The 19,863-nt window shown below is 68.0% G+C and carries 17 protein-coding genes; 8 read left to right on the top strand and 9 right to left on the bottom strand.

What is annotated here, in order from left to right; translation table 11 throughout:
- Window positions 1-760: 760 nt before the first annotated feature.
- The 3 genes from ACWD3I_RS46695 to ACWD3I_RS46685 form a co-directional block, all read right to left on the bottom strand.
- Entirely contained in the window at window positions 761-2,437 is a 1,677-nt protein-coding gene (locus ACWD3I_RS46695; RefSeq protein ID WP_365409768.1) for a CocE/NonD family hydrolase, read from the bottom strand.
- Between the two features lie 104 nt (window positions 2,438-2,541).
- Window positions 2,542-3,420, bottom strand: coding sequence for an alpha/beta fold hydrolase (locus ACWD3I_RS46690; protein WP_365409771.1), 879 nt, complete (start codon window positions 3,418-3,420; stop codon window positions 2,542-2,544).
- A 514-nt stretch (window positions 3,421-3,934) separates the two neighbouring features.
- Window positions 3,935-4,504, bottom strand: a complete 570-nt coding sequence (locus tag ACWD3I_RS46685) for a TetR/AcrR family transcriptional regulator (RefSeq protein ID WP_365409773.1) — start codon at window positions 4,502-4,504, stop codon at window positions 3,935-3,937.
- A 412-nt stretch (window positions 4,505-4,916) separates the two neighbouring features.
- Here ACWD3I_RS46685 and ACWD3I_RS46680 point away from each other — a divergent pair, with 412 nt between their 5' ends.
- From ACWD3I_RS46680 to tnpA, 3 genes are all read left to right on the top strand, one after another.
- Window positions 4,917-5,486, top strand: a complete 570-nt coding sequence (locus ACWD3I_RS46680) for an RNA polymerase sigma factor (protein WP_365409808.1) — start codon at window positions 4,917-4,919, stop codon at window positions 5,484-5,486.
- Window positions 5,483-6,085 carry a hypothetical protein gene (locus tag ACWD3I_RS46675; protein ID WP_365409776.1) on the top strand — a complete coding sequence of 201 codons (603 nt, stop codon included), beginning with the start codon at window positions 5,483-5,485 and terminating at the stop codon, window positions 6,083-6,085. The genes ACWD3I_RS46680 and ACWD3I_RS46675 overlap by 4 nt, the downstream gene beginning before the upstream one ends.
- Before the next feature lie 283 nt (window positions 6,086-6,368).
- Window positions 6,369-6,725, top strand: coding sequence for an IS200/IS605 family transposase (tnpA, locus tag ACWD3I_RS46670; RefSeq protein ID WP_451084406.1), 357 nt, complete (start codon window positions 6,369-6,371; stop codon window positions 6,723-6,725).
- Window positions 6,726-6,875: 150 nt separating this feature from the next.
- Here the strand turns inward: tnpA and ACWD3I_RS46665 are convergent, their stop codons facing one another.
- Window positions 6,876-8,093, bottom strand: coding sequence for an acetyl-CoA C-acetyltransferase (locus ACWD3I_RS46665; protein WP_365409779.1), 1,218 nt, complete (start codon window positions 8,091-8,093; stop codon window positions 6,876-6,878).
- A 561-nt stretch (window positions 8,094-8,654) separates the two neighbouring features.
- Here ACWD3I_RS46665 and ACWD3I_RS46660 point away from each other — a divergent pair.
- The 4 genes from ACWD3I_RS46660 to ACWD3I_RS46645 are packed head-to-tail and all read left to right on the top strand — an operon-like array spanning window position 8,655 to window position 12,018.
- Complete coding sequence (locus ACWD3I_RS46660; protein WP_365409782.1) at window positions 8,655-9,800, top strand: acyl-CoA dehydrogenase family protein; 1,146 nt, start codon at window positions 8,655-8,657, stop codon at window positions 9,798-9,800.
- Between the two features lie 42 nt (window positions 9,801-9,842).
- Window positions 9,843-10,580: an SDR family oxidoreductase gene (locus ACWD3I_RS46655; protein WP_365409785.1), complete on the top strand. Its 738-nt coding sequence runs from the start codon at window positions 9,843-9,845 to the stop codon at window positions 10,578-10,580.
- 17 nt (window positions 10,581-10,597) lie between these two features.
- Window positions 10,598-11,356 carry an SDR family NAD(P)-dependent oxidoreductase gene (locus tag ACWD3I_RS46650; protein WP_365409788.1) on the top strand — a complete coding sequence of 253 codons (759 nt, stop codon included), beginning with the start codon at window positions 10,598-10,600 and terminating at the stop codon, window positions 11,354-11,356.
- 35 nt (window positions 11,357-11,391) lie between these two features.
- The gene (locus ACWD3I_RS46645; RefSeq protein ID WP_365409791.1) at window positions 11,392-12,018 is read left to right on the top strand and encodes a TetR family transcriptional regulator; all 627 of its coding nucleotides are present in this window, start codon (window positions 11,392-11,394) and stop codon (window positions 12,016-12,018) included.
- 1,198 nt (window positions 12,019-13,216) lie between these two features.
- On the opposite strand, the gene ACWD3I_RS46640 is transcribed toward ACWD3I_RS46645, so the two are convergent.
- The 5 genes from ACWD3I_RS46640 to ACWD3I_RS46620 all read right to left on the bottom strand — a co-directional run bounded on the left by ACWD3I_RS46640 (window position 13,217) and on the right by ACWD3I_RS46620 (window position 18,683).
- Complete coding sequence (locus ACWD3I_RS46640) at window positions 13,217-14,683, bottom strand: class I adenylate-forming enzyme family protein (protein ID WP_365409794.1); 1,467 nt, start codon at window positions 14,681-14,683, stop codon at window positions 13,217-13,219.
- Window positions 14,684-14,757: 74 nt separating this feature from the next.
- On the bottom strand, window positions 14,758-15,642 hold the full coding sequence (locus tag ACWD3I_RS46635; protein WP_365409797.1) for an MBL fold metallo-hydrolase: 885 nt from the start codon (window positions 15,640-15,642) through the stop codon (window positions 14,758-14,760).
- A gap of 389 nt (window positions 15,643-16,031) precedes the next feature.
- The gene (locus tag ACWD3I_RS46630; protein ID WP_351418079.1) at window positions 16,032-16,472 is read right to left on the bottom strand and encodes a tautomerase family protein; all 441 of its coding nucleotides are present in this window, start codon (window positions 16,470-16,472) and stop codon (window positions 16,032-16,034) included.
- Between the two features lie 67 nt (window positions 16,473-16,539).
- Entirely contained in the window at window positions 16,540-17,445 is a 906-nt protein-coding gene (locus ACWD3I_RS46625; RefSeq protein ID WP_365409800.1) for an alpha/beta hydrolase, read from the bottom strand.
- A 173-nt stretch (window positions 17,446-17,618) separates the two neighbouring features.
- Window positions 17,619-18,683, bottom strand: a complete 1,065-nt coding sequence (locus ACWD3I_RS46620) for an AraC family transcriptional regulator (RefSeq protein WP_365409803.1) — start codon at window positions 18,681-18,683, stop codon at window positions 17,619-17,621.
- On the opposite strand from ACWD3I_RS46620, the gene ACWD3I_RS46615 reads away from it, so the two are divergent.
- The gene (locus tag ACWD3I_RS46615; RefSeq protein ID WP_365409805.1) at window positions 18,673-19,719 is read left to right on the top strand and encodes an AraC family transcriptional regulator; all 1,047 of its coding nucleotides are present in this window, start codon (window positions 18,673-18,675) and stop codon (window positions 19,717-19,719) included. The two genes, ACWD3I_RS46620 and ACWD3I_RS46615, sit on opposite strands and share 11 nt — an antisense overlap.
- Window positions 19,720-19,863 lie beyond the last annotated feature (144 nt).

The raw sequence follows: 19,863 nt of genomic DNA, 5'->3' as shown, positions 1-19,863 counted from the left end.
CCCGGACCGCCCCTGACCAGCAGGATCGCCCCTCTGGACGACCACCGGGAGGGTGATCAATTGACAATCCCCGCATGGGGCGACGGAGTCATCGAGACCTGCCACAACCGCCGGCAGCTGCGGAAGCACCCGACCTGGGACTCCCCCGCCCCGCTGGAGATCCGGCAGCGCCACGACCAAGGCCGACTGCGCGTACGAGCCGAGCCGGACACCCGCCGCTGCGTCACCGGGCAGAATCCGGCCCCCTTGCAGGTCGCCGTTCTTGCGCCGGCTCGCGACAACTTCCACGGCGAGTGGAACCAGACGCTCCACCCAGCCCCGACCCCCACCCCGGAGCCACCGCCTGCCTGCCGGATCCGGCCTGACCGGCGGGCCCCGCCGGGAATTGGACTCCCTGATCGACCAGATCGCCGACAACTGGCAGATGGGTTGCCGACCGTGGCCTGACCCGGCACACCGGACGTCCCCGGAGCGGGCGGGCCACTCGTGGCCCCCTTGGCCAGGTCCTCGGTGCCGTACTCGACCGGATGGCCGCCACCTCCGGATCCGGCCGCGTCATCGCAGGCCAGTCGGGCAGAACGTGGTCGGTCTGCTGACCGAGGAAATCTTCACCGCGGCGTTTGCCGAGGGGGCAGGCGCCCTGGCGGGAGGTCGTAGCCTCCGCCGCAGGATGCCTGCCGCCCTTCGACCGAGCCGGTATGGCTGCTTCGGCGCCCTTGCCCGCCGGAGCAACGGATCGGCCGGCTCTCCTCGCTCCCGGTCAGGCCGGAGGCACCACGGGCAGGACGATGCGGGACGGTCGGGCGGGGTCGTGGAAGACTTGCTGGCCGGCGGTTCGGGCCGAGGTGGCGCTCTCTTCGGGGTCGCCCGTGTTGAGGTTGCGGTCCCAGCGGGGGAAGTTGCTGGAGGTGATCTGGACCCGTATGCGGTGGCCCGCCTTGAAGACGATGCTGGTCGACCACAGGTCCACGACGTGCTCGGCCGCCTCACCCGGTGTCGCCGCACGCACCCGTACGATGCCGTCCGTCACATTGCGGGAGACGCCCGTCTCGTCGACGTCGCACAGGCGGGCCACCCAGTCGGTCGAGGGGCCGTCGGTGGCGGCGAAGAGCACCGCCCGGACCCGGCCGGTCACCTCGACGTCCTCGGCGAGCGGTTCGCTGGTGAAGACCAGGACATCCGCACGCGCCTCCACGGCCGCCTGATCCAGCGGTCCGGGACGGAAGTCGCCGGTCATCAGGAGAGCACCGCCGGTGGTGGGCACCGGATCCATCGGGTCGTAGGTGAACTCCTCAGCCTGCTCGGCGGCGGACGGCGGCTCCCGCGTCAGGCGTCCATCGGCGCGCAGGTGGAAGTCGGTGTCCACGGCCCGCGACAGGGGCCATTCCACCTCCTCGCGCCACTGGTTGGTCCCCATCACGAACAGCAACACCGTGCCCGTGTCCGGCTCCAGTGCCGCCCCTTCGCCGAGCGTGCGCGCGAACCAGTCGAACTGCAGGTCGTGCACGCGTCCCCGCATGCCCATGAAGTCGGAGTGCGCAGCGAATCCGAAATTGACGTCACCGACCATGTGCTGCCAGTTGGTGTGGGTCCACGGGCCCATGATCAACGTGGCGGACCGGCCGCCGCGGCGCATGGCGATGAAGTTGTCGAGCGTGCCTTGGGTGAAGACGTCGTACCAGCCGCCGACCTGGAAGGTGGGCAGGTCGACCTCGTCGTGGTGGCCCGCGACAGTACAGGAACGCGCCCACTCGGGCTCCCGCCGGGAACGCTCGTAGCCCAGCTCGGGCAGATCGTGCCGGGCGAACGCGGGAAACCGCCCGGCGGGCAGCTCCCCGTAACCGCCGCGCGGCAGACCGTCCAGATCCCTTACGAGTCCGGTGACACCGCTCACGAGTCCGTCGAGGTCGGTGCGGTGACGGCGCATCAGCGTGTCGGCTCCCTGCAGCAGGGTCCAGGGCGCGGTGATGCCGAGCTCGATCGCGCCGCCGCGCGTCCACAGACCGTCGTCGGGGTCGGACCAGGTGATCATCGGCGCGATGGCCTTCAGCTCCGGCGGCTTCGACAGCGCCGCCATCCACTGGGTGTTGCCGAAGTAACTGCCGCCGATCATGCCGACGGAACCGTTCGAGCCGGGCAGCGCGGCGACCCACCGCACGGTGTCGTACCCGTCGCGCCCCTCGTACGTCCACGGCTCCCACTCCCCCTCGGAGGCGAACCGGCCCCGGGTGTCCTGCAGAACCACCATGAAGCCACGCCTGGCCGCGGCCAGCGGATCGAGTACGACGCCCATCATCGGGGTCTGCTTGCCGTACGGCAGCCGGGCCAGCAACACCGGCCACGGCCCCGTACCCCCGGGCCGGTAGACGTCCGCGCGCAGCACAGTGCCGTCACGCATCTCCGCCGGAACATCGAACTCGATCCGTATCTCCGCCACGAGCTGCTCCTTTGCATGCCACGACGCTGTCAGACACATGGTGGAGCGTGGTCCCCGTCCCCCACTACACCCGAACGGGGGTGACTACAGCGCTCTCGGGGCGGTCACGCCACCGCGTTCAGCAGGTCGGCCAGCAGGTTGGGCCGTTCCAAGGCGATGAAGTGGCCTGCTCCCGGCACCTGCGTGAAATCGGCGGCCGGCAGCAGCTCCTTGTTGGCTTGCCGGTCCGAGGGCCGGGACCAGTCCTTCTCCCCGTAGACGAGGTGGACGGGTGCCTTGACCTCGGAGTAGCGCGAGCGGGCGGCGATGAGGCTGGGCATGCTCTGGTACACGCCCCGGGCGACGGTCGGGTAGCCGGGACGGCCGCCCACCAGGAGGAGTTCGTCGAGGTAGTCCTCCCGCAGCGCGGTCTTGTCGACCAGCCCGCCCTGCAGGATCCTGCGGACGGCGGGCTTGGGCTGCACCCCGGCGACCACCGGGCCCACCCCCGGAGTGAGGACACCGGCGACCACCACACGGGCGAGAAGACTGGACCGGGTGATCCCGCCGGGGAAGTCGTACAGGTTCACCGCGACGACGCGCCGGACCCGCTCGGGCAGATCGGCCGCGGCGGTCAGGGCGAGCACCGCTCCCATGGACTCCCCGACCAGCGTCACGTCGTGGAGGTCGAGTTCGGTCAGGAGCCGCTCGACACCCGCGCGCATGGCCGGCTCGTCGTACGACGCGCCGGGCACGATCTCGGAGTAGCCCATCCCCGGCAGGTCTAGGGCATACACGGTGTACTGGTCCGCGATCAGCGGGATGAGGGAGCGGAAGTGCTCGGCCTGGGTGCGAACGGTGTGCAGCAGGACCACGGGGGCGCCGGTGCCCGCTCTGAGGTAGCGCAGGGTCCCCTCGCCGCTGCGGTGTCCTGCGCGCGGGGCGATGGTGTGGCTGGTGGTTCCCGGGATGTGAATCGTGGGACGTGACTCTGAGCTGGGCATCTCGCTGGCTTCCCTTTGTGTGAACTGATGCAGACGGCATTCGGATAGGGCCTGCCCGAAGGGGGCGTGACCACGGACCAGCCCTTGGATTCATTGAGAAACCGACCGGTTTCCATCATCGTAAACCGATCGGTTTCCGAGCGCAAGGCTGAGGTTGTCCTACGCGACGACAGGGTCAGCGCGCAGGAGAGGCGCGAGCGTGTCATCCGCGCAGCGGTCGCCGATTCCACACTCAAGGGCTACTACGGCACACCCGAACGCTCCAGCAGTAGGTGCAGGGGCACACCGCCGAGGCCGAAGGTGACGCAGCCAAGCGGTCCGGCCAGGCGAGGCCCTGGGAAACCGCATACCTGCTGTTGGGCGCTGACGTCGACGAGACGACGGCCTTCCTGGCGCGCGGCGCGCCCGTCAACACCCTTACGGCCACCGGGCTCCCCTCGATTGCAGGGAATCAGGGGCGGGAGCCATCGACCTTGAGTGGCACGGTCACGGCGCCTGCTCGAAAGGGGATGCGTCAGTGCATGCCTGCCGCATCGATCAGGGTGGTCACGGTGGGCGTGACGAGCCCTGTCAGCCTGTCGGCTCCGATCCCCGCGCGAGCGCTGGCGCCGTCGAAGACCAGGCTGAGCTGCCGGGCCAGCAGGTCGGGATGGCTTGCCCCGCCCCGTTCGGCCTCGGCGCGGAAGAAGGCGGTCAGATTCTCTTTGACTTCGTGGGCCACCTGGCTTGCAGGGTGACTCTGGTCCTTGAGTTCGATCTGGGCCGCCAGGTACCGACAGCCTTGGAAGTCGGGCGCACCCGCCTGCTCCTCCAACTGTTCGAAGACGTGCAGGATCCGCTCGCGGGGTGAACGGCCGCCGTCCGCCGCCGGCAGGAGCCCGGCCGCGAAGGCAGAGGCGCGCTCCCCCAGGCTCACCGCCAGCAGTTCGTCCTTGCTCGCGAACAGCTGATACAGGGAACGCTTCGACACTCCCGCCGCCTTGCACAGCGCCTCGACGCCGATGCCGACACCGTCTCGATAGGTGAGCGTGGCCGCCGCCTCCAGCAGCCGCTCTCTGGTACTTGGTTTCACTTCGGTGGTCATACCGCGAGGTTAACTCGATGTGGACAAAACGAAAACCGATCGGTTTACGGCGTTCTGTCGGGACGCTCTCGCGCCATCCACGGGCCGGGCGTGTATGTGAGTGCGGTTCCGCTACTCCGGGGCGGCGGTCTTCTGAGCTTCGTCCGAGCGGGGACGCGGTACAGCCCCTGGCCAGGCCCGCGCCCACTGGGCACGGTTGTAGAGGATCTCTGCCGCAACGGCTTCGAACTCTGGGAGGACGCGCGCGAAGGGTCGTGGCCGACCTACCCGTGCCGGACCTCGCAGGCCGGGACAGTCGGGAAGCGGCCGTCGCCTCGGCCGGCGCGACGGACCTCCCTTGGGCCGGATAAGTACAGTGCCCGTGGCGATGAAAGGAACAGCCCCCGGCCGGACAGGTGGGGGTGTGGAATCCATGCTGGAGCAGGAACTTGCCCGGGCCCGAGAAGCCCGCTTCGATGCGTTGGCGCGCGCAGTGGCAAAGCCGCTGCACCGATATCTGCTGCGCCGGGCCGACGCCGACGCGACAGATGACATCCTCGCGGAGACGATGCTCGTGCTCTGGCGCCGCCTCGAGGACGTGCCCGGGCTCGGGAACGGCCCCGTGACCGACCCCGACAGCGTGCTGCCCTGGTGTTACGGCGTCGCACGCGGCTGCCTGTCCAACGCCCGCCGGGCGGACGGGCGTCGGCTCCGGCTGGTGGAGCGGCTGACCCGTACCGCACCGCCACCAAAGCCCGGGGAAGCCGACCACCCCGAACTGCACGCCGCACTCGGCACACTCGGCGCCCTGGACCGTGAGGTGGTGCTGCTCTGGGCATGGGAGGGGCTGAGCCCGCGCGAGATCGCGGAAGTGACCGGACTGACCCCCAACGCCGTCAGCATCCGCCTGCACAGGGCAAAGAAGAAACTCGCCGCTCTGCTTGACCGAAAGAATGACGACATGGCTGGACATGAGATGGCTGAAGGAAGGAGCAACCGGTGAACGACGAAGAACTGCTGGCCCGGATGAGGGCCATCGACCCGGCGCGGACCTCTGATGCTCCCCAGCCCGACATCGACCGTCTCCTGGAGGCCACCATGACCGCCGACACCACAGTCCGCACCTCCCCCCGCACATCGGACCGCCCTCGCCGCCCCCTGCTGCTGGCCGCAGCCGCTGTGCTCACAGTGGGAGCCGGCATCGCCTGGGGAGTCACGGCAACCCGCGGCACTCCTCCGGCCGTGGCCGCCCCGCTGGTCCTGACCGTCCAGCAGGACACAGGCAGCGGCCCGGCCACGGCGTGCGCCGAACTCGACGTCACCACCCTGCGCCAGTACACGACCGCCTTCGAGGGCACCGCGACCTCCGTCGACGACGACCAGATCACGCTCCGAGTGGACCACTGGTACCGCGGCGAAGACGCCTCCACCGTCCGGCTCGACAACACCCACGAAGGACAACTGGAGTCATTCGGCCAGGAGTTCGCTGTCGGCCAGACCTACCTCGTCTACGCCAAGGACGGCAAGGTCCCGGTGTGCTACGGCGATGCCGAGGCCACCCCGAAGCTGCGGAGCCTCTACGACCGAGCGTACGGACAGTGAGCACACAAGCCCGGCGGCTGTTCCGTCTCGCAAGGTCCGCCGTTGCCTCGATGCGAGGTTCAGCGGGAACCGGTCGGTAAACGCGTCACCGCTCGCATCGCCCTGCCCGACGCCCTGGGCGGGGACGTCACCGAACGCCGCCCCCTGTAGCAGCCAACTCTCCCCCTCGATCCTGCCTTCACTGACGGCCTGACAAGAAGCGGCGCGCTACAGGGGGCGATACCGGTGGGATAGAGGTCGGGGCGGGCGCGGTGCCGGCGCGCGGGGCAACCTCCACGCCCATTTGGTATTGGTTACGAAATACCGGTGTGCCGTCTTCGATGACGACATGCTGAGGCGGTGCGAGAAAATCATGCGCGAGGTGTGCGCCGGCTTCGAAGTGGAGCTGCGGGAGTTCAACGGCGAGGCCGACCACGTACACCTTCTCGTGCACTACCCCGCCGAAGGTTGCCCTGTCGAAGCCGATCAACTCCCTCAAGGGCGTCAGCTCCGGTATGTGCTGGCCGAGTACACCGGTCGGATCAACCGCATCGGCATGGGCTCGGTGTTCCGGTCCCGCTGCTACTTCGCGGGTTCCTGCGGCAAAGCGCCGCTGACCGTGATCCGTCAGTACATCGAGGGCCAGCGACGCCCCCTCTGACCCTCACCCCCACAGGCGCACAGAACTCCAGCGCTTCGTGCCTCCGCGCCTCCGCGCCAAAGGTGCGTTTCCCTCCCCGGCTGAAGCCGGGGATACCCACGCAAGATCAGGGATGGATCTCTGCACGTGCCGGGACCGACTGGCTACGCTCTAGGCGAGCCGCTCGATCAGCATGGCCATGCCCTGCCCGCCGCCGACGCACATCGTCTCCAGGCCGATCTGTTTGTCATGGTCCTGAAGGTTGTTGATGAGCGATCCGGTGATCCGCGCTCCGGTCATCCCATAGGGGTGGCCCAAAGCGATGGCCCCGCCCGAAACGTTGAGTTTGTCCTCGTCGATCTTCAGCGCCTGCGCAGAGCCGAGCACCTGCACGGCGAATGCTTCGTTGATCTCGACGAGATCGACGTCGCTCATGGTCAGGCCCGCGTGGTCGAGTGCCTGACGGGTGGCCTCGATGGGGCCGAGGCCCATGGTCTCCGGCGAGAGAGCGGTCACGCCGGTGGAGATGATGCGGGCCAGCGGCCGCAAGCCGAGTTCACGCGCCCGGACATCGGACATGATGACGAGGGCCGCCGCTCCGTCGTTGAGCGGGCACGAGTTGCCGGCGGTGACGGAGCCCTTCTCACGGAAGACCGGCTTGAGCGCGGAGACCGCATCGAGTGTCGTGCCGGGCCGCGGGCAGTCGTCCTCGGTCACGATCGAGCCGCCGGGCAGGGTGATCGGGGTGATCTCCTTGCGGAAGTGGCCGCGCGCGATGGCCTCCTCGGCTCGGTGCTGCGAACGAACCGCCCACCGGTCCTGCTCTTCGCGACTGATGCCCGTGAGGGAGGCAACGTTCTCCGCGGTTTCACCCATGCTGATGTACACGTCGGGCACCAGTCCCGACTCGCGAGGGTCGGTCCAGGCCTCGTGGCTCGCCTGCCTCGCGGCCGAGCGTGCCTGAGCGACGCGAAACGCGGGATTCTGCGTGTCCGGCCAGGAGTCCGAGTTGCCATTGACATACCGGGACACGGCCTCGGTGCCCGCCGAGATGTAGGCCGAACCTTCGCCTGCCTTGATCGCGTGGAAGGCCATCCGCGTTGTCTGCAGTGACGATGAGCAGTAGCGGGTCACCGTGGTGCCCGGCAGGTTGTCGTAGCCCAGTTGGACCGCGACGTTGCGCGCCAAGTTGAAGCCTTGTTCGCCACCGGGCAGACCGCAGCCGAGGATCAGGTCTCCGATCTCGTCGGGGTCGAGTTCCGGGACCTTGGCGAGCGCCGCAGCGATCACCTGGGTGGCGAGATCGTCGCTGCGCATCTCCTTCAGCGAACCCTTGAACGCCCGACCGATCGGCGAGCGGGCGTAGGACACAATCACGGCTTCGGGCATCTGAGTGCTCTTCTCGGAGATCCGACGGCGAGTTCTGTCCGGGCGAGCGGCTCTCAAGCTCCGGCAGAACAGGGATGACGTCAGCAAGGTAGCCACCCGAAACAGGTGCCCCATAGGACGATCGCGCCTCGCCGTGGTACGTCCGCGCCAGACGGTCCCTGCCCGTTTCGTCTTGGTCCGGGTATCTCGGTGAGCGCCTCGCCCCGGCCCGCCGTCCTCCCGTATGCCTTCGGCGACCGAGGCAATCGCATACGGACGTTCGGCGGCACTGCGGAGCGAGCGGGCCACCGATCCGCGCCTGCCCGCGGGCATGGCCGCCCATCACCCCCTCAACCAGACCCGTCAACACGTTTGACGTGTGGGGAGTTGATGGGGGAACCGCAGGCGGACTCCGCTGCGCGCGATGGGGGACGCCCGTGGCGTACGTCATGTCCGCATGCCTCGCAGTCGGGGTTGACGGAATCGACCCGCCCAAGAAAACTAAGCACTCGCATAGTTACTATGCACTCGCTTACTTCCTGCTTCCTACTTCCTTTTTCCGGCGAGCGACGAGGAGCTCCTGTGCGCCGTACTGTCTTCGATGCCGACCACGAGGCCTTCCGGACTTCCGTCCGGGCCTTCGTGGAGCGTGAGCTGCGGCCGCGCCAGGAGGAGTTCATCCAGCAGCGGGCGATCGACCGCGCCGTATGGAAGGCCGCTGGGCAGCAAGGACTGCTCGGGCTGCTGATACCGGAGCAGTACGGCGGCAGCGAGGCGGGCGACTATCGCTTCACCGCGGTTCTGCACGAGGAATTCGCCAGGCTGTCGGTGGCATTCGCCTCCTCGTTCACCATCCACTGCGAAGTCGTCGCCCCCTACCTGGTCGAGCTGACCACCGAGGAGCAGCGTGAGCGCTGGCTGCCGCGGTTCTGCGCGGGCGAGCTGGTCACCGCGATCGGTATGACCGAGCCCTCGGCAGGTTCCGATCTCGCGGCCCTGCGGACCACTGCCGTGCGCGACGGCGAGAACTGGACCCTCAACGGCTCCAAGACCTTCATCACCAACGGCTTCGGCGCCGACCTCGTGGTCGTCGCCGCTCGCACCAGCCCGGAGAAGGGCGCCAAAGGCATCACGCTGTTCGCCGTGGAGACGGACATGATCGGTTTCGAGCGCGGGCGCAAGCTGGACAAGGTCGGCCAGCACGAAGCCGACACCGCCGAGCTGTTCTTCCACGACGTGCGCGTCCCGGGCGCCAACGTCATCGGCGAAGTCGACCGCGGCTTCATCCACATGATGGAGCGGCTCCCGCAGGAGCGGATCGGTGCCGCCGTGCTCAACCTGGCCCACGCCGCGCAGATCCTGGACGAGACGCTGGAGTACGTGAAGGAGCGGAAGGCCTTCGGCCGGTCCGTCGGCTCCTTCCAGTACAACAAGTTCCGGCTGGCCGAGATGGTCACCCAGATCGAGGTGACCCAGGCCTTCGTCGACCAGTGCGTCGCGGCCCACGTCACCGGCCGGCTCTCCGCGGTGGACGCGGCCAAGGCCAAGTGGTGGACCGCCCAGGTGCAGAACGAGGTCCTCGACGCCTGCGTCCAACTGCACGGCGGGTACGGCTACATGAACGAATACCGGGTCGCCCGAGCCTGGCAGGACGCCCGCGTCACCAAGATCTGGGCCGGCTCGAACGAAATCATGAAGGAACTCATCGGCCGCGACCTCGGCCTGTAAGGCCCGTGGACACGGACACCACTATCCGGATGGGAGCGCCCGATGGGCAACCTCAGCTTCGACTTCACCGGCCACACCGTGATCATCACCGGCGCAGCCCGCGGCATCGGCCTCGAACTCGGTCGCCACCTGCGCACTTCAGGCGCGGACGTGGTCCTGGTCGACCGGGACGAGGACGAACTCCGCGCAGTGGCGAAGGAGTTGGACGCTCTGTGGGTGGCCGCGGACGTCGCCTCCAGCACTGACGCGGAGCGTGTCGTCGCCACCGCGCTGGCCGAGACCGGCCGCGTCGACGTCCTGGTCAACAACGCCGGGATCCTGCGCGACGGCGTCCTGTGGAAGCTCACCGACGACGACTGGGACGCCGTACTGGCCGTTCACGCGGGCGGCGCCTTCCGGTTCACCCGGGCGTGCGTCCCCCACTTCCGCGCGCAGAGGTATGGCCGGGTCGTCAACGTCACCTCCTACTCCGGTCTGCACGGCAACATCGGCCAGGCCAACTACGCCACCGCCAAAGCCGGGATCATCGGCTTCACCCGCACCGCCGCCAAGGAGCTCGCCCGCTTCGGCGTCACCGTGAACGCCATCTCCCCCAACGCGGAGACCCGCATGGTCTCTTCCGTCCCCGACGAGAAGCGCGCCGAGCTGACTGCCGGCATCCCGATGGGCCGCTTCGGCGACCCGAGCGAGATGTGCGCGGCTGTCGCCTTCCTCGCCTCTGAGGAGGCCGGCTACATCACCGGTGCCGTGCTGCCCGTCGACGGCGGCCTGTCCATCTGACCTCTCTGGAGCCCCCTGTGAACATCCTCGAACGTTTCCGTCTCGACGACCGCGTCGCCATCGTCACCGGCGCTTCCTCCGGTCTCGGTGTCGCCTTCGCCCAGGCCCTCGCCGAAGCCGGGGCCGACGTCGTCCTGGCCGCCCGACGCGCCGACCGGCTCGCCGACACCGCCCGCCTCGTCGAGGCCGCGGGCCGCCGCGCCCTGTGCGTCAGGGCCGACGTCGCCTCGCCCGACGACTGTCACGCGGTCGCGGCGGCCGCCGCGGACTTCGGCCGCGTCGGCGTCCTGGTCAACAACGCCGGCGTGGCCGCTGCGGTCCCGGCCAGCCGGGAGACACCGGAGCACTTCCGGCACATCATCGACGTCAACCTCATGGGTGCCTACTGGATGGCCCGGGCGGCGGCCCAGGTGATGACCGGCGGCGGCTCCATCGTCAACATCGCCAGCGTCCTCGGCCTGGTCAACACCGGCCTGCCGCAGGCCGGTTACTCCTCCTCCAAGGCGGGCCTGCTCGGTCTCACCCGCGACCTGGCCGCCCAGTGGAGCCAACGCAAGAGCATCCGTGTCAACGCCCTCGCCCCCGGCTACTTCGCCTCCGAAATGACCGCCCGTCAGGACGCCGACCACATCGACGACATCGTCCGCCGCATCCCGCTTCCGCGCACCGGCGAACCCGAGGAGCTTGCCGCCGCCGTCGTCTTCCTCGCCTCCGACGCCTCCAGCTACGTCACCGGCACCACCCTCACCGTCGACGGCGGCCTCATCATCAGCTGAGCAGACCGACAGACGTGATCCGCAAGAATGGGCGCGTGACAACCATCGCAACCGACGACCTGTGGGGCGAGGCCCGCCCCGGATCCCGGCGCATCCTCGAGGCGGCGCTCACGGCCTTCGCCGCCCGCGGCTACCACGGCGCCTCCACCCGCGACATCGCCGCCGCCGCCGGGATGAGCCCGTCGGCCGTCTACGCACACCACCGCACGAAAGAAGACCTCTTCTACGCGATCAGCCTCGCCGGCCATCGCAGCGCACTGGCCGCCGTAGAACGCGCGCTGGGAGAGGAGGTGACGGCGGTCGGCCGGCTACGGGCGCTGGTCCACGACTACACCGCCTGGCACGCCCGCCACCACCAGCTGGCCCGCGTCGTCCAGTACGAGCTCGGCGCACTCGCGCCGGACCACCGTGACGAGATCCTCCGGCTCCGCCGCCGCACCGAGGAAGTCGTGCTCGACGAGATCGCGGCCGGCATCGCGTCCGAGGCGTTCCGCACCGAGGACCCGGGCGGTGTCGCGCTGGCGGTACTCTCCCTCGGCGTCGACGTCAGCCGCTGGTACGCCCCCGGCGGCCACCACACTCCCGTCAGCCTCGGCCGCCGCTACGCGACGCTGGTGCTGGCCATGCTGGGCACCGACCACCGGTCCGCGACCGCGGGCTGACGAACGACGCCGGCTCTCTCCCATCACGGCTGCCTCGTGCTTGGTCGGTCACGGGTGCCCCGGTTTCCCGGAGAAGTCGAGCACCCCCATGTCGAGTTGGGGATGGTCGGCCTGCCGGACCTCCCTGAGTGCGCCTGCATCACTGCGACAGTTCGAACACACGCCTCCCGGCGGCGCTTGGCACTCCGGTGCGCCATCACCATCGGCCCCGGATCGACAAAGGTGACGATCCCGTGCACGGTGCCTACCGGAGGCTCAGCCGATCCCGCCGGGCCGCGACGCCGGACACCTGCCGTTGGATCGCCGCCGTCGAGAGACCAGGCGTCCTCAAGGCCAGCCCTCGATGAAACATCCAGGGCATCGAAGCGGCCCGCGTGACAGGCAACCAGCCACCGCTGAGCGGCTCGCCAGGGCACCTGCATCGCCAGCGGGGCCGCTGTGAACGCCACCCCGGTCGGGCGGGTAAGCGCCCTGCGCTCGGCACCCCCCTGCAGGCACGCGCCGCGAGGAGCGATCCGAGGCCCGTCGCGGCGCCGCCAGGGCGGACGCTACCGCGAAGCCGACCAGGCCTCACAAGAAAGGTCCGCTCGCGTCCGACCAGGTCGGCGATCCGACCGCCCGCCGGCAGACTCCCCAACGCGAGCGTGCAGGCGGTCATCACTCACTGGCGGCTGTCATCGAACGCCCCCAGTGCCCGCTGGGCCGAGGACAGGGCGATGCTCACGATCGCGGTGTCCAATCGGCTGCACGAGGGCGATCACCCCCAGGCCCACCACCGATCCGGATCAGGAGACAGCTCGTCCGTTCGGGCGTCGGCGCTGGCCGATGTTCTGGCGGGGGTTTCACCGGCTCGGATGCCCTCAGTCTGGGTGAGCCGGCTCCTGCCCGCCTCCGCGCCATCCCTTCGTGGGCGTCGCGATGGCCAATGTGCGCTGCCAAGACGCAGGCAGGGTCGTCGGTCGTGCAGGCCGTGGTGAGTCGCGGCGGTCGGACGCAGCGCGGGACGTAGAACCGGTCGCCCGATGCCCGCCCCTTGCCTCACGGTCGTCCATCCGCACGAGCACGCCCCTGAAGCGTCACGCCGACCCCTCCGGCCGGCACCTTCGAAGGCGATCGGGTGGCGGGAGGAAATCTCGCCCCGCGGGCCACCCGACCTTCAAAGACGGCAAGCCCTCAATGACCAAGCCTCCGCTGGTGGTCAACGGGATGACAGGGCTGCAACGTGGGCGGCCCGCAACGAGGGCTTGTCTATCTTGCCGACAGCGTTCTTGGGGATGGCGTCGACCACGAAGAAGGATGTCGGCCGCTTGTAGCCGCTGAGGTGTTGCGCAGTCAGCGCTTCCAGAGCCGCGGGATGGACAGTCACACCAGGTCGCGGCTGGACGTAGGCGACGACCACCTCACCCCACTTCTCGTCAGGCACACCGATGACGGCCGCCTCGAGGACAGACGGGTCAGCCGTGAGGACGTCCTCGATCTCCTTGGGGTAGATGTTCTCGCCACCGCGGATGATCATGTCTTTCGATCGCCCGACCAGGGTCAGGTAGCCCTCCGCGTCCAGGTGGCCCACGTCGCCCGTGTACAGCCAGCCGTCCACGATCGCCTTCGCCGTGTCTTCCGGCCGGCCGAGATAGCCACGCATGACGTTGGGGCCACGCACGATGACCTCACCATCCATGCCGGTCGCCAGCTCGTTACCCTGCTCGTCGACAATCCGGAGCTCCTGCCCCGGGACGACAACCCCCACGGTGCCTGCCCGGCGCGGACCCGCGACGGGGTTGACGGTGGAAAAGCAGGTTCCTTCGGACAGCCCGTAGCCCTCGATGATGGGGAAGCCGTACCGAGCCTCGAATCGGATCGGCAGCTCGGCGGAGGCGGGTGCCGCGCCGCACGTGCCGAAACGCAGCGAGGACGTGTCGGGTCGAACATCGGCCGGCAGCGCCTCGAGCATGTTGTAGATCGTGGGCACGGCACTGAAGTAGGTGGGTCGCTCCCGCTCGACGACATCGAAGAAGGTCTTGGGGTCGAACCGATCGGTGATGAAGACACTGCCGCCTGCGACCAGCGGCATGAGCACGCTGATCACGATGGCGTTGACGTGGAAGAGCGGCAGGATCAGCAAGCAGCGGTCGGTCGGCCCGGCCTCGATCGCCTGGCACCCCATCGCCGCCATCGCGTCGATGTTGGCGTGGTCGAGCATCACGCCCTTCGGTACGCCCGTCGTTCCGCTCGTGTAGATCAAGAGTGCCGGCGCGGTCGAGTCCGGCTGCGGCGTCGGATCCGACCCCACCGCCTCTCCGTACAGGTCGACGACGGCCAGCGTGGCGACGTCTGCAGCGGTCGTGCCGTCCTCGACGACCAGCACGCGTGCGCCCGAGTCGTGGAGCTGCCGTGCGACCTCACCCTCGGTCAGACTCGGATTGACCGGGGTGACGGTCGCCCCGAGCCGCCAGGCCGCGAACAGCAGAAGCACGAACTCGACGCGGTTCGTCAGCTTGAGCGCCACGACATCGTCAATGCCGATCCCAAGGTCCTGCAGGTGACGAGCAGCAGCCCGGACACGGGTCAGGAACTGGGCATTGGTGAGCGACTGACGCCCGTCGGCAACCGCGGGCCCATCCTCAGTGGATGCGGCGCGACGGTCGGGCAGAGAGGCGAAGTTCATGGTGAGGTCACCTATCGTGGTGTGGCGCGTTTCAACGCCAAGGCAACAGTGCGGGCTTCGGGTGACAGGCTCGGTCACTCAGCAGCATCGCGCTTCGCGATCGCCTCGCTCGCGGAGAACTGGAGCGTCCAGACGTTGCCGTGGTGCGGGTACTTCTCCACCATGGTGGCCACCAGCTCTTCGGCGTCCTTCGCGACCTCGGAGGCGGCCGCGAAGTCCTGGATGTAGGCGCGGGTCTGGGCGATCATGGTCTCGACCGCGTGGTCGTCGCCGTCGGGCCTGCGGTGTCCGGACACGATCATGCGCGGGCGGAGGCTCTCCACGGTGTCGACGGTCTCGAGCCAGTCCTGCCACTCGTCGGGCGTCGACAGGCCGAGCATGGGATGGATCTCGTTGTAGATGGAGTCGCCGGCCACGACGACGTCGATCTCGGGGATGTGCACGATGCTCGTGGGATGGATGTCGGCCTGCTTCACCTCGATGATGTGCAGGGGAGATCCGTCGACGTACAGCGTGTTGCCTTCGAGTGGCTCCGGAAGCGGCCCCGCCATGATGCAGGAGTCGCCGAACAGCATGCCCCACTGCTCGATCTGAAGCTGCATGGTCTGCTTCATGGACTCGACCACGTGGGGCAGCGCCACGGCCTTCGCCTCCGGGAACCGCTCCAGGAGCGGTCCGAAGCCCAGGTAGTGATCAGCGTGATCATGGGTGATGTAGATCGTCGTGAGCTTCTTGCCGGTGCGCTCGATCAGGTCACCGAGGTCACGGACGTCGTCCTTGAGGTAGAGCGCGTCGATCAGGACCACCTCGGTGGCGCCGCTCACGAGCGTGGCCGTGGTGGGCGAGAAGGTGCCGTTCGGTACGCCGGGAAACTCCTCGGCCGGGACATTCGGCCAGCGACCGACGAAGACCGTGGCGCGGATGGGTGCGGCCGGCGAGGAGTGGGGGTCAGTGGTCACGAGGTACCTCCGGTTGCGGTGTTGTCGGCCGACGCGGCATTGCGCACGTCGGCGGCGAAGTCACGTTGTGAAGCAGGTCAGTGAACCGCAAACGAGCAGGACGGGACGGTCGTCCGCGGCGATACTTTCGCTGCTGAAGCGGCCTGCGTCAGTTGTCGGCAGGTCGATGAATCCTGTCCCCGGCTCCCAAAACGCTCCTCGGGATCCGCGGATCACGCATGATGCCCGCGAAGGTCGGCCGGTCGCTGCGGGTAGCGGATGCCCTCGCCGCGGGTGGTACGCGCTGTGGTCGTCATGGGCTCCTCGGACGGATCCTCCGGAGATGGATGAGGTCCCGGGGCACGCACGGTCGACAGCACCTCACGATGCCTCGGGACCTCGGCCAGGGGTCAGCCGGTCAGCTCGTATGGGACGGGCCGGTTCTCCCTGGCCCAGAGCTTCTCGGTGTCGGACTCCGGCGCAGGCGGAACGAGGCCCTGGACGCGCCAGAGGTCCATGGGGGTCTCGTCGATGTGAACCTCCCAGTCGTAGCCGCGCTCCTTCACCAACGGCGCCAGCTTCTCCTCGATGACCTCCATGCACAGGAACCGCATCTCGGGGTCGTCCATCTGCCGGGCGATGTGGTCCACGCGGATCCGTATGAAGTTGTTGTTCGCCTTACCACCGACGTACATGGTGTCCGCCGGCATGTCCTTGAACAGGACGACGACGTAGAACTTAGGCAGGTCATAGGCATAGTCCGTGTAGAGCGAGGTGATCCTCTGGGACAGCTGTTCCTTGTCCTGCGGGGTGAAGGCGTTCTCGGGGGTGAAGATCTCCCAGTACGGCATTGCGGCTCCTTGCTGGATGTATCGGTGACGGAAGGCGCGGGTCGTCGATGCGGCTCAGGAGGGGGGCTCAGCCCCGGAGGTGCTTGACGAAGTGGTCCCGTGCGGCTGCGGAGAGCTCGTCGAAGCCGGGGCCGCTGTAGAAGTCGAAGTGGCCGCCCTGCTTGACGATGATCTGCTTCGGCTCCCGGGCCTCCGCGTACGCGTCGAGGGCCAACTCGAACGGTGCCACCCTGTCGTTGTCGGCCACGATCATCAGGAGCGGGGTCGGCGCGATGCGGCCGATGAAGGTACCCGGGGCGTACTCGGTCACCATTTCCATGCTTCGAGCCGTCAGCTCGTTCTTCCAGTTGGGTGCCCGGTCCGCCGACGTCTTGCTGAACCACTCGTAGGCGTCGGCCGCGGGCATCACGGCCTGCGCCGTAGGGTCGGCCGCGACGACCGGGAGCACAGCGGGCTCTCCGCCGGTGAACCGGTTGAGTCGGTCGCCCTCCTGGATCGCACGGAAGACCGGTATGAAGTCCGGCCGGATCGCCCGGCTCAGGGTGCGCGGACCGGTGATGAACGGCACCTGGGAGACAACGGCCTTCACCCTCTTGTCGATCGCCGCGACCATGAGGACGTGTCCTCCGGAGAAGCTGGAGCCCCAGATGCCGATCTTCGACGCGTCCACCTCGGGGCGGGTGGTGGCGTAGGTGATCGCGTTCCGGAAATCCCGGTACTGCAGGACCGGGTCGACCTCCTGACGGGGAGTTCCCTCACTGTCGCCGAAGTTCCGGTGATCGTAGGCGAGCACGTTGAGGCCGGCTTCGGAGAAGACCACGGCATAGTCGTCGAGGTGCATCTCCTTGACGCATGACAGCCCGTGCGCCAGGACGACGACCGGTGCCGGCGTGCTGGTGTTCCTGGCCGGATAGAACCAGCCCCGGAGGGCGACGCCGCCCTCGCCCTTGAACTCGATGTCTTCTCGATTCATGTGATCTTCCGATTCGCTTGCGATGGTCCGTCGGTCGTGTGGAGGTTCACTCGGAGTGATCCGACTCTCGCGAGTGGTGGTGTCGGGCCCAGAATCCACGAATGCCTCTGGGGGCTCATAGAAGGATCGCGCCGCAGGGTGGTACGGGTGTGCCACGGCCTACGAGGAGACGGTCAGGCGCATCCGTGGGCTTCCCGGTAGTCGCCGGGCGACAGCGAGAACTCCCGACGGAACTCCCGTCCGAAGTGGCTGGCATCGCAGAAACCCCACCGGTGCGCGATCGCGGCAATGCAGAGGTTCGTGTTCACCAGGTCGCCTCTGGCCGCTGCCAGGCGGTGCATGCGGATGACCGTCCCGACGGTGTCCCCGGTCGACGCGAAGGCCCGGTGGACCGTCCTCGGAGAAACGCTGTGGGCGGCGGCGAGGTCGGCGACTCTGATCGGTCCACCGGCGAGATGGTCGATGATCCAGTCCTCGAGCCGCCGTCGGAACAACTGCAGGAACTCGTCGTCGCCGATGTGGGGTCGACTCGCACGGATCACGCCGGCGATGAGAACAAGGAGGGCATTGCGGGCTCCCTCGATCTCCGCCGCGGACATCCGCCCGATCTGACGGTCCATGCTCATGAGGTAGCCGTGGAGGAGGTTGGCCAAAGGGTTCTGAGCCGTGTCCAGGAGTAGGCAACCGGGTGCACCGCCCCCCGCGTCGAACGGGGACAGGGCGCTCATGGGCACCCGGACCGTTCGTTTGGCCAGGTGATCCGGGATGACGAACCGCCCGGTGGTGCGGGTGCTCATGATGAGAACCGTTCCTGGTCGCAGGATGACGGTCTCGTCAGAAGTCTCGATGATCTGTTGGCCGGCGTTGGCGGCGAGGAGCAGCAGCGCGTCATCGTCCTGAAGCACCGCGTTTCTGCCTCGGATCCCTTCGACCTGCGGGCACACCCAGTCGGTGATGAGAAGGTCTCCGAGGTCCAGCTCCTCAGCGGATCCGAAGGGCTTGACCGGGCCTGTGACCTGCAGGTCCATGGAGGCAAGGCGGTCTCGGACGGCGAGCCTCCAGCGGACGTCCAACTCTTCGGGTGTCAGCAGGCCGACGGGGCTTAGCATGGATGGGGCGACAGTCACTTCGGCTCCAGCTCGGTAGAAGCTGTCCTCTCGGTCGTGACTCGTAGTTTGCTTCGTCGAAACATTCCAGTACTTGCCCTGAGGCGACAAGGATTTGTCCTTGCGTGACACCGATCTTCCTGTCCGGTGCTCTGCCCTGCAGGGGCTGTCCGCGCTCGTCACCGAGGTCGGCGGTTCGGGCCCCGAACTCCTCGCGGCATATGGCTTCGACGAAGCGTCGATCGCCGAGAGCAACTCGTTCGTCAGTCTCCGACTGGTCGAGCGCGTCCTCGAGGAAACAGCCGCCCGATTCACGCTTCCGGACCTCGGGTTGAGGATGGCGGCGCAGCAGGATCTGCATGTGCTGGGACCGCTGGCGATCGCCATGGAGAACTCACGCACGATCGGCGAGGCCATCGAGTGCGCGAGCCGGTACCTGTTCGTCTACAGCCCGGCCCTCTCACTCGAGGAAACCGACGATCCTCTGAAAAGTCCCGGTGTGGTCGGCCTGCGCTACACAACCACGGGCATCAAGGCATCACCACAGGCGATCGACTACGGCATCGGGATCGTCCACCGAGTCCTGACGCTGATCCACGGCGACGCACCCTACGGACTTCGTTCGGTCCTGCTTCCACACGCTCGCCTGGCGCAGGAAAGCTCCTACCGGAAGTACTTCGGGGCCGAGGTCAGATTCGACTGTCCGAGCGCGGTCCTGCGCATCCCGAGCCAACTGTTCTCGACACCGGTCAGCGGCGGCGACGACCTGCTCCACGACATCGCGATGGACCATCTCGAAACGCACTTCGGCCACCAGCACGTGCCGATGTCGGACCTGGTCGCAGCGATTCTCGGCGAACAGCTCGGATCCAGCGGTCCGGACCTGTCGAAAGTCGCACGCCTGCTGAGTCTCCACCCGCGTTCACTGCAGCGGTCCCTCTCCAAGGAGGGCACGACCTTCTCCGGCGTCGTCGATCGCGTACGCAGGAGTCAGGCCCTGGACTTGATCACGACGACCGACCTGTCCTTCTCGCAGATCGCGGCCAGCCTGGGGATGCAGGAACAGTCCAGCCTCACTCGTGCGGTACGTCGGTGGTTCCACACGTCACCTTCCAGACTGCGACGCGAAGGACAGGAGCCGAAAGGTCAGTCCGCCCTCATCGACTGAGCATGCTCCGCGAGCCTCGAGCCGGCCCCGGGTGATCTCGTCTCTCTACGGTCTCAGTGGACGTTAAGTCCGATCTTCCTCGGTTCGTGATCGCTCGATCGTGGTACTGATCGCCGTGCAGGCCACCTGCTGGGCATGTCCATG

The organism is Streptomyces sp. NPDC002817 (assembly GCF_053592055.1).
The sequence above is the reverse complement of the archived record's forward strand: the minus strand, read 5'-3'. Positions and strand labels throughout refer to the sequence as shown.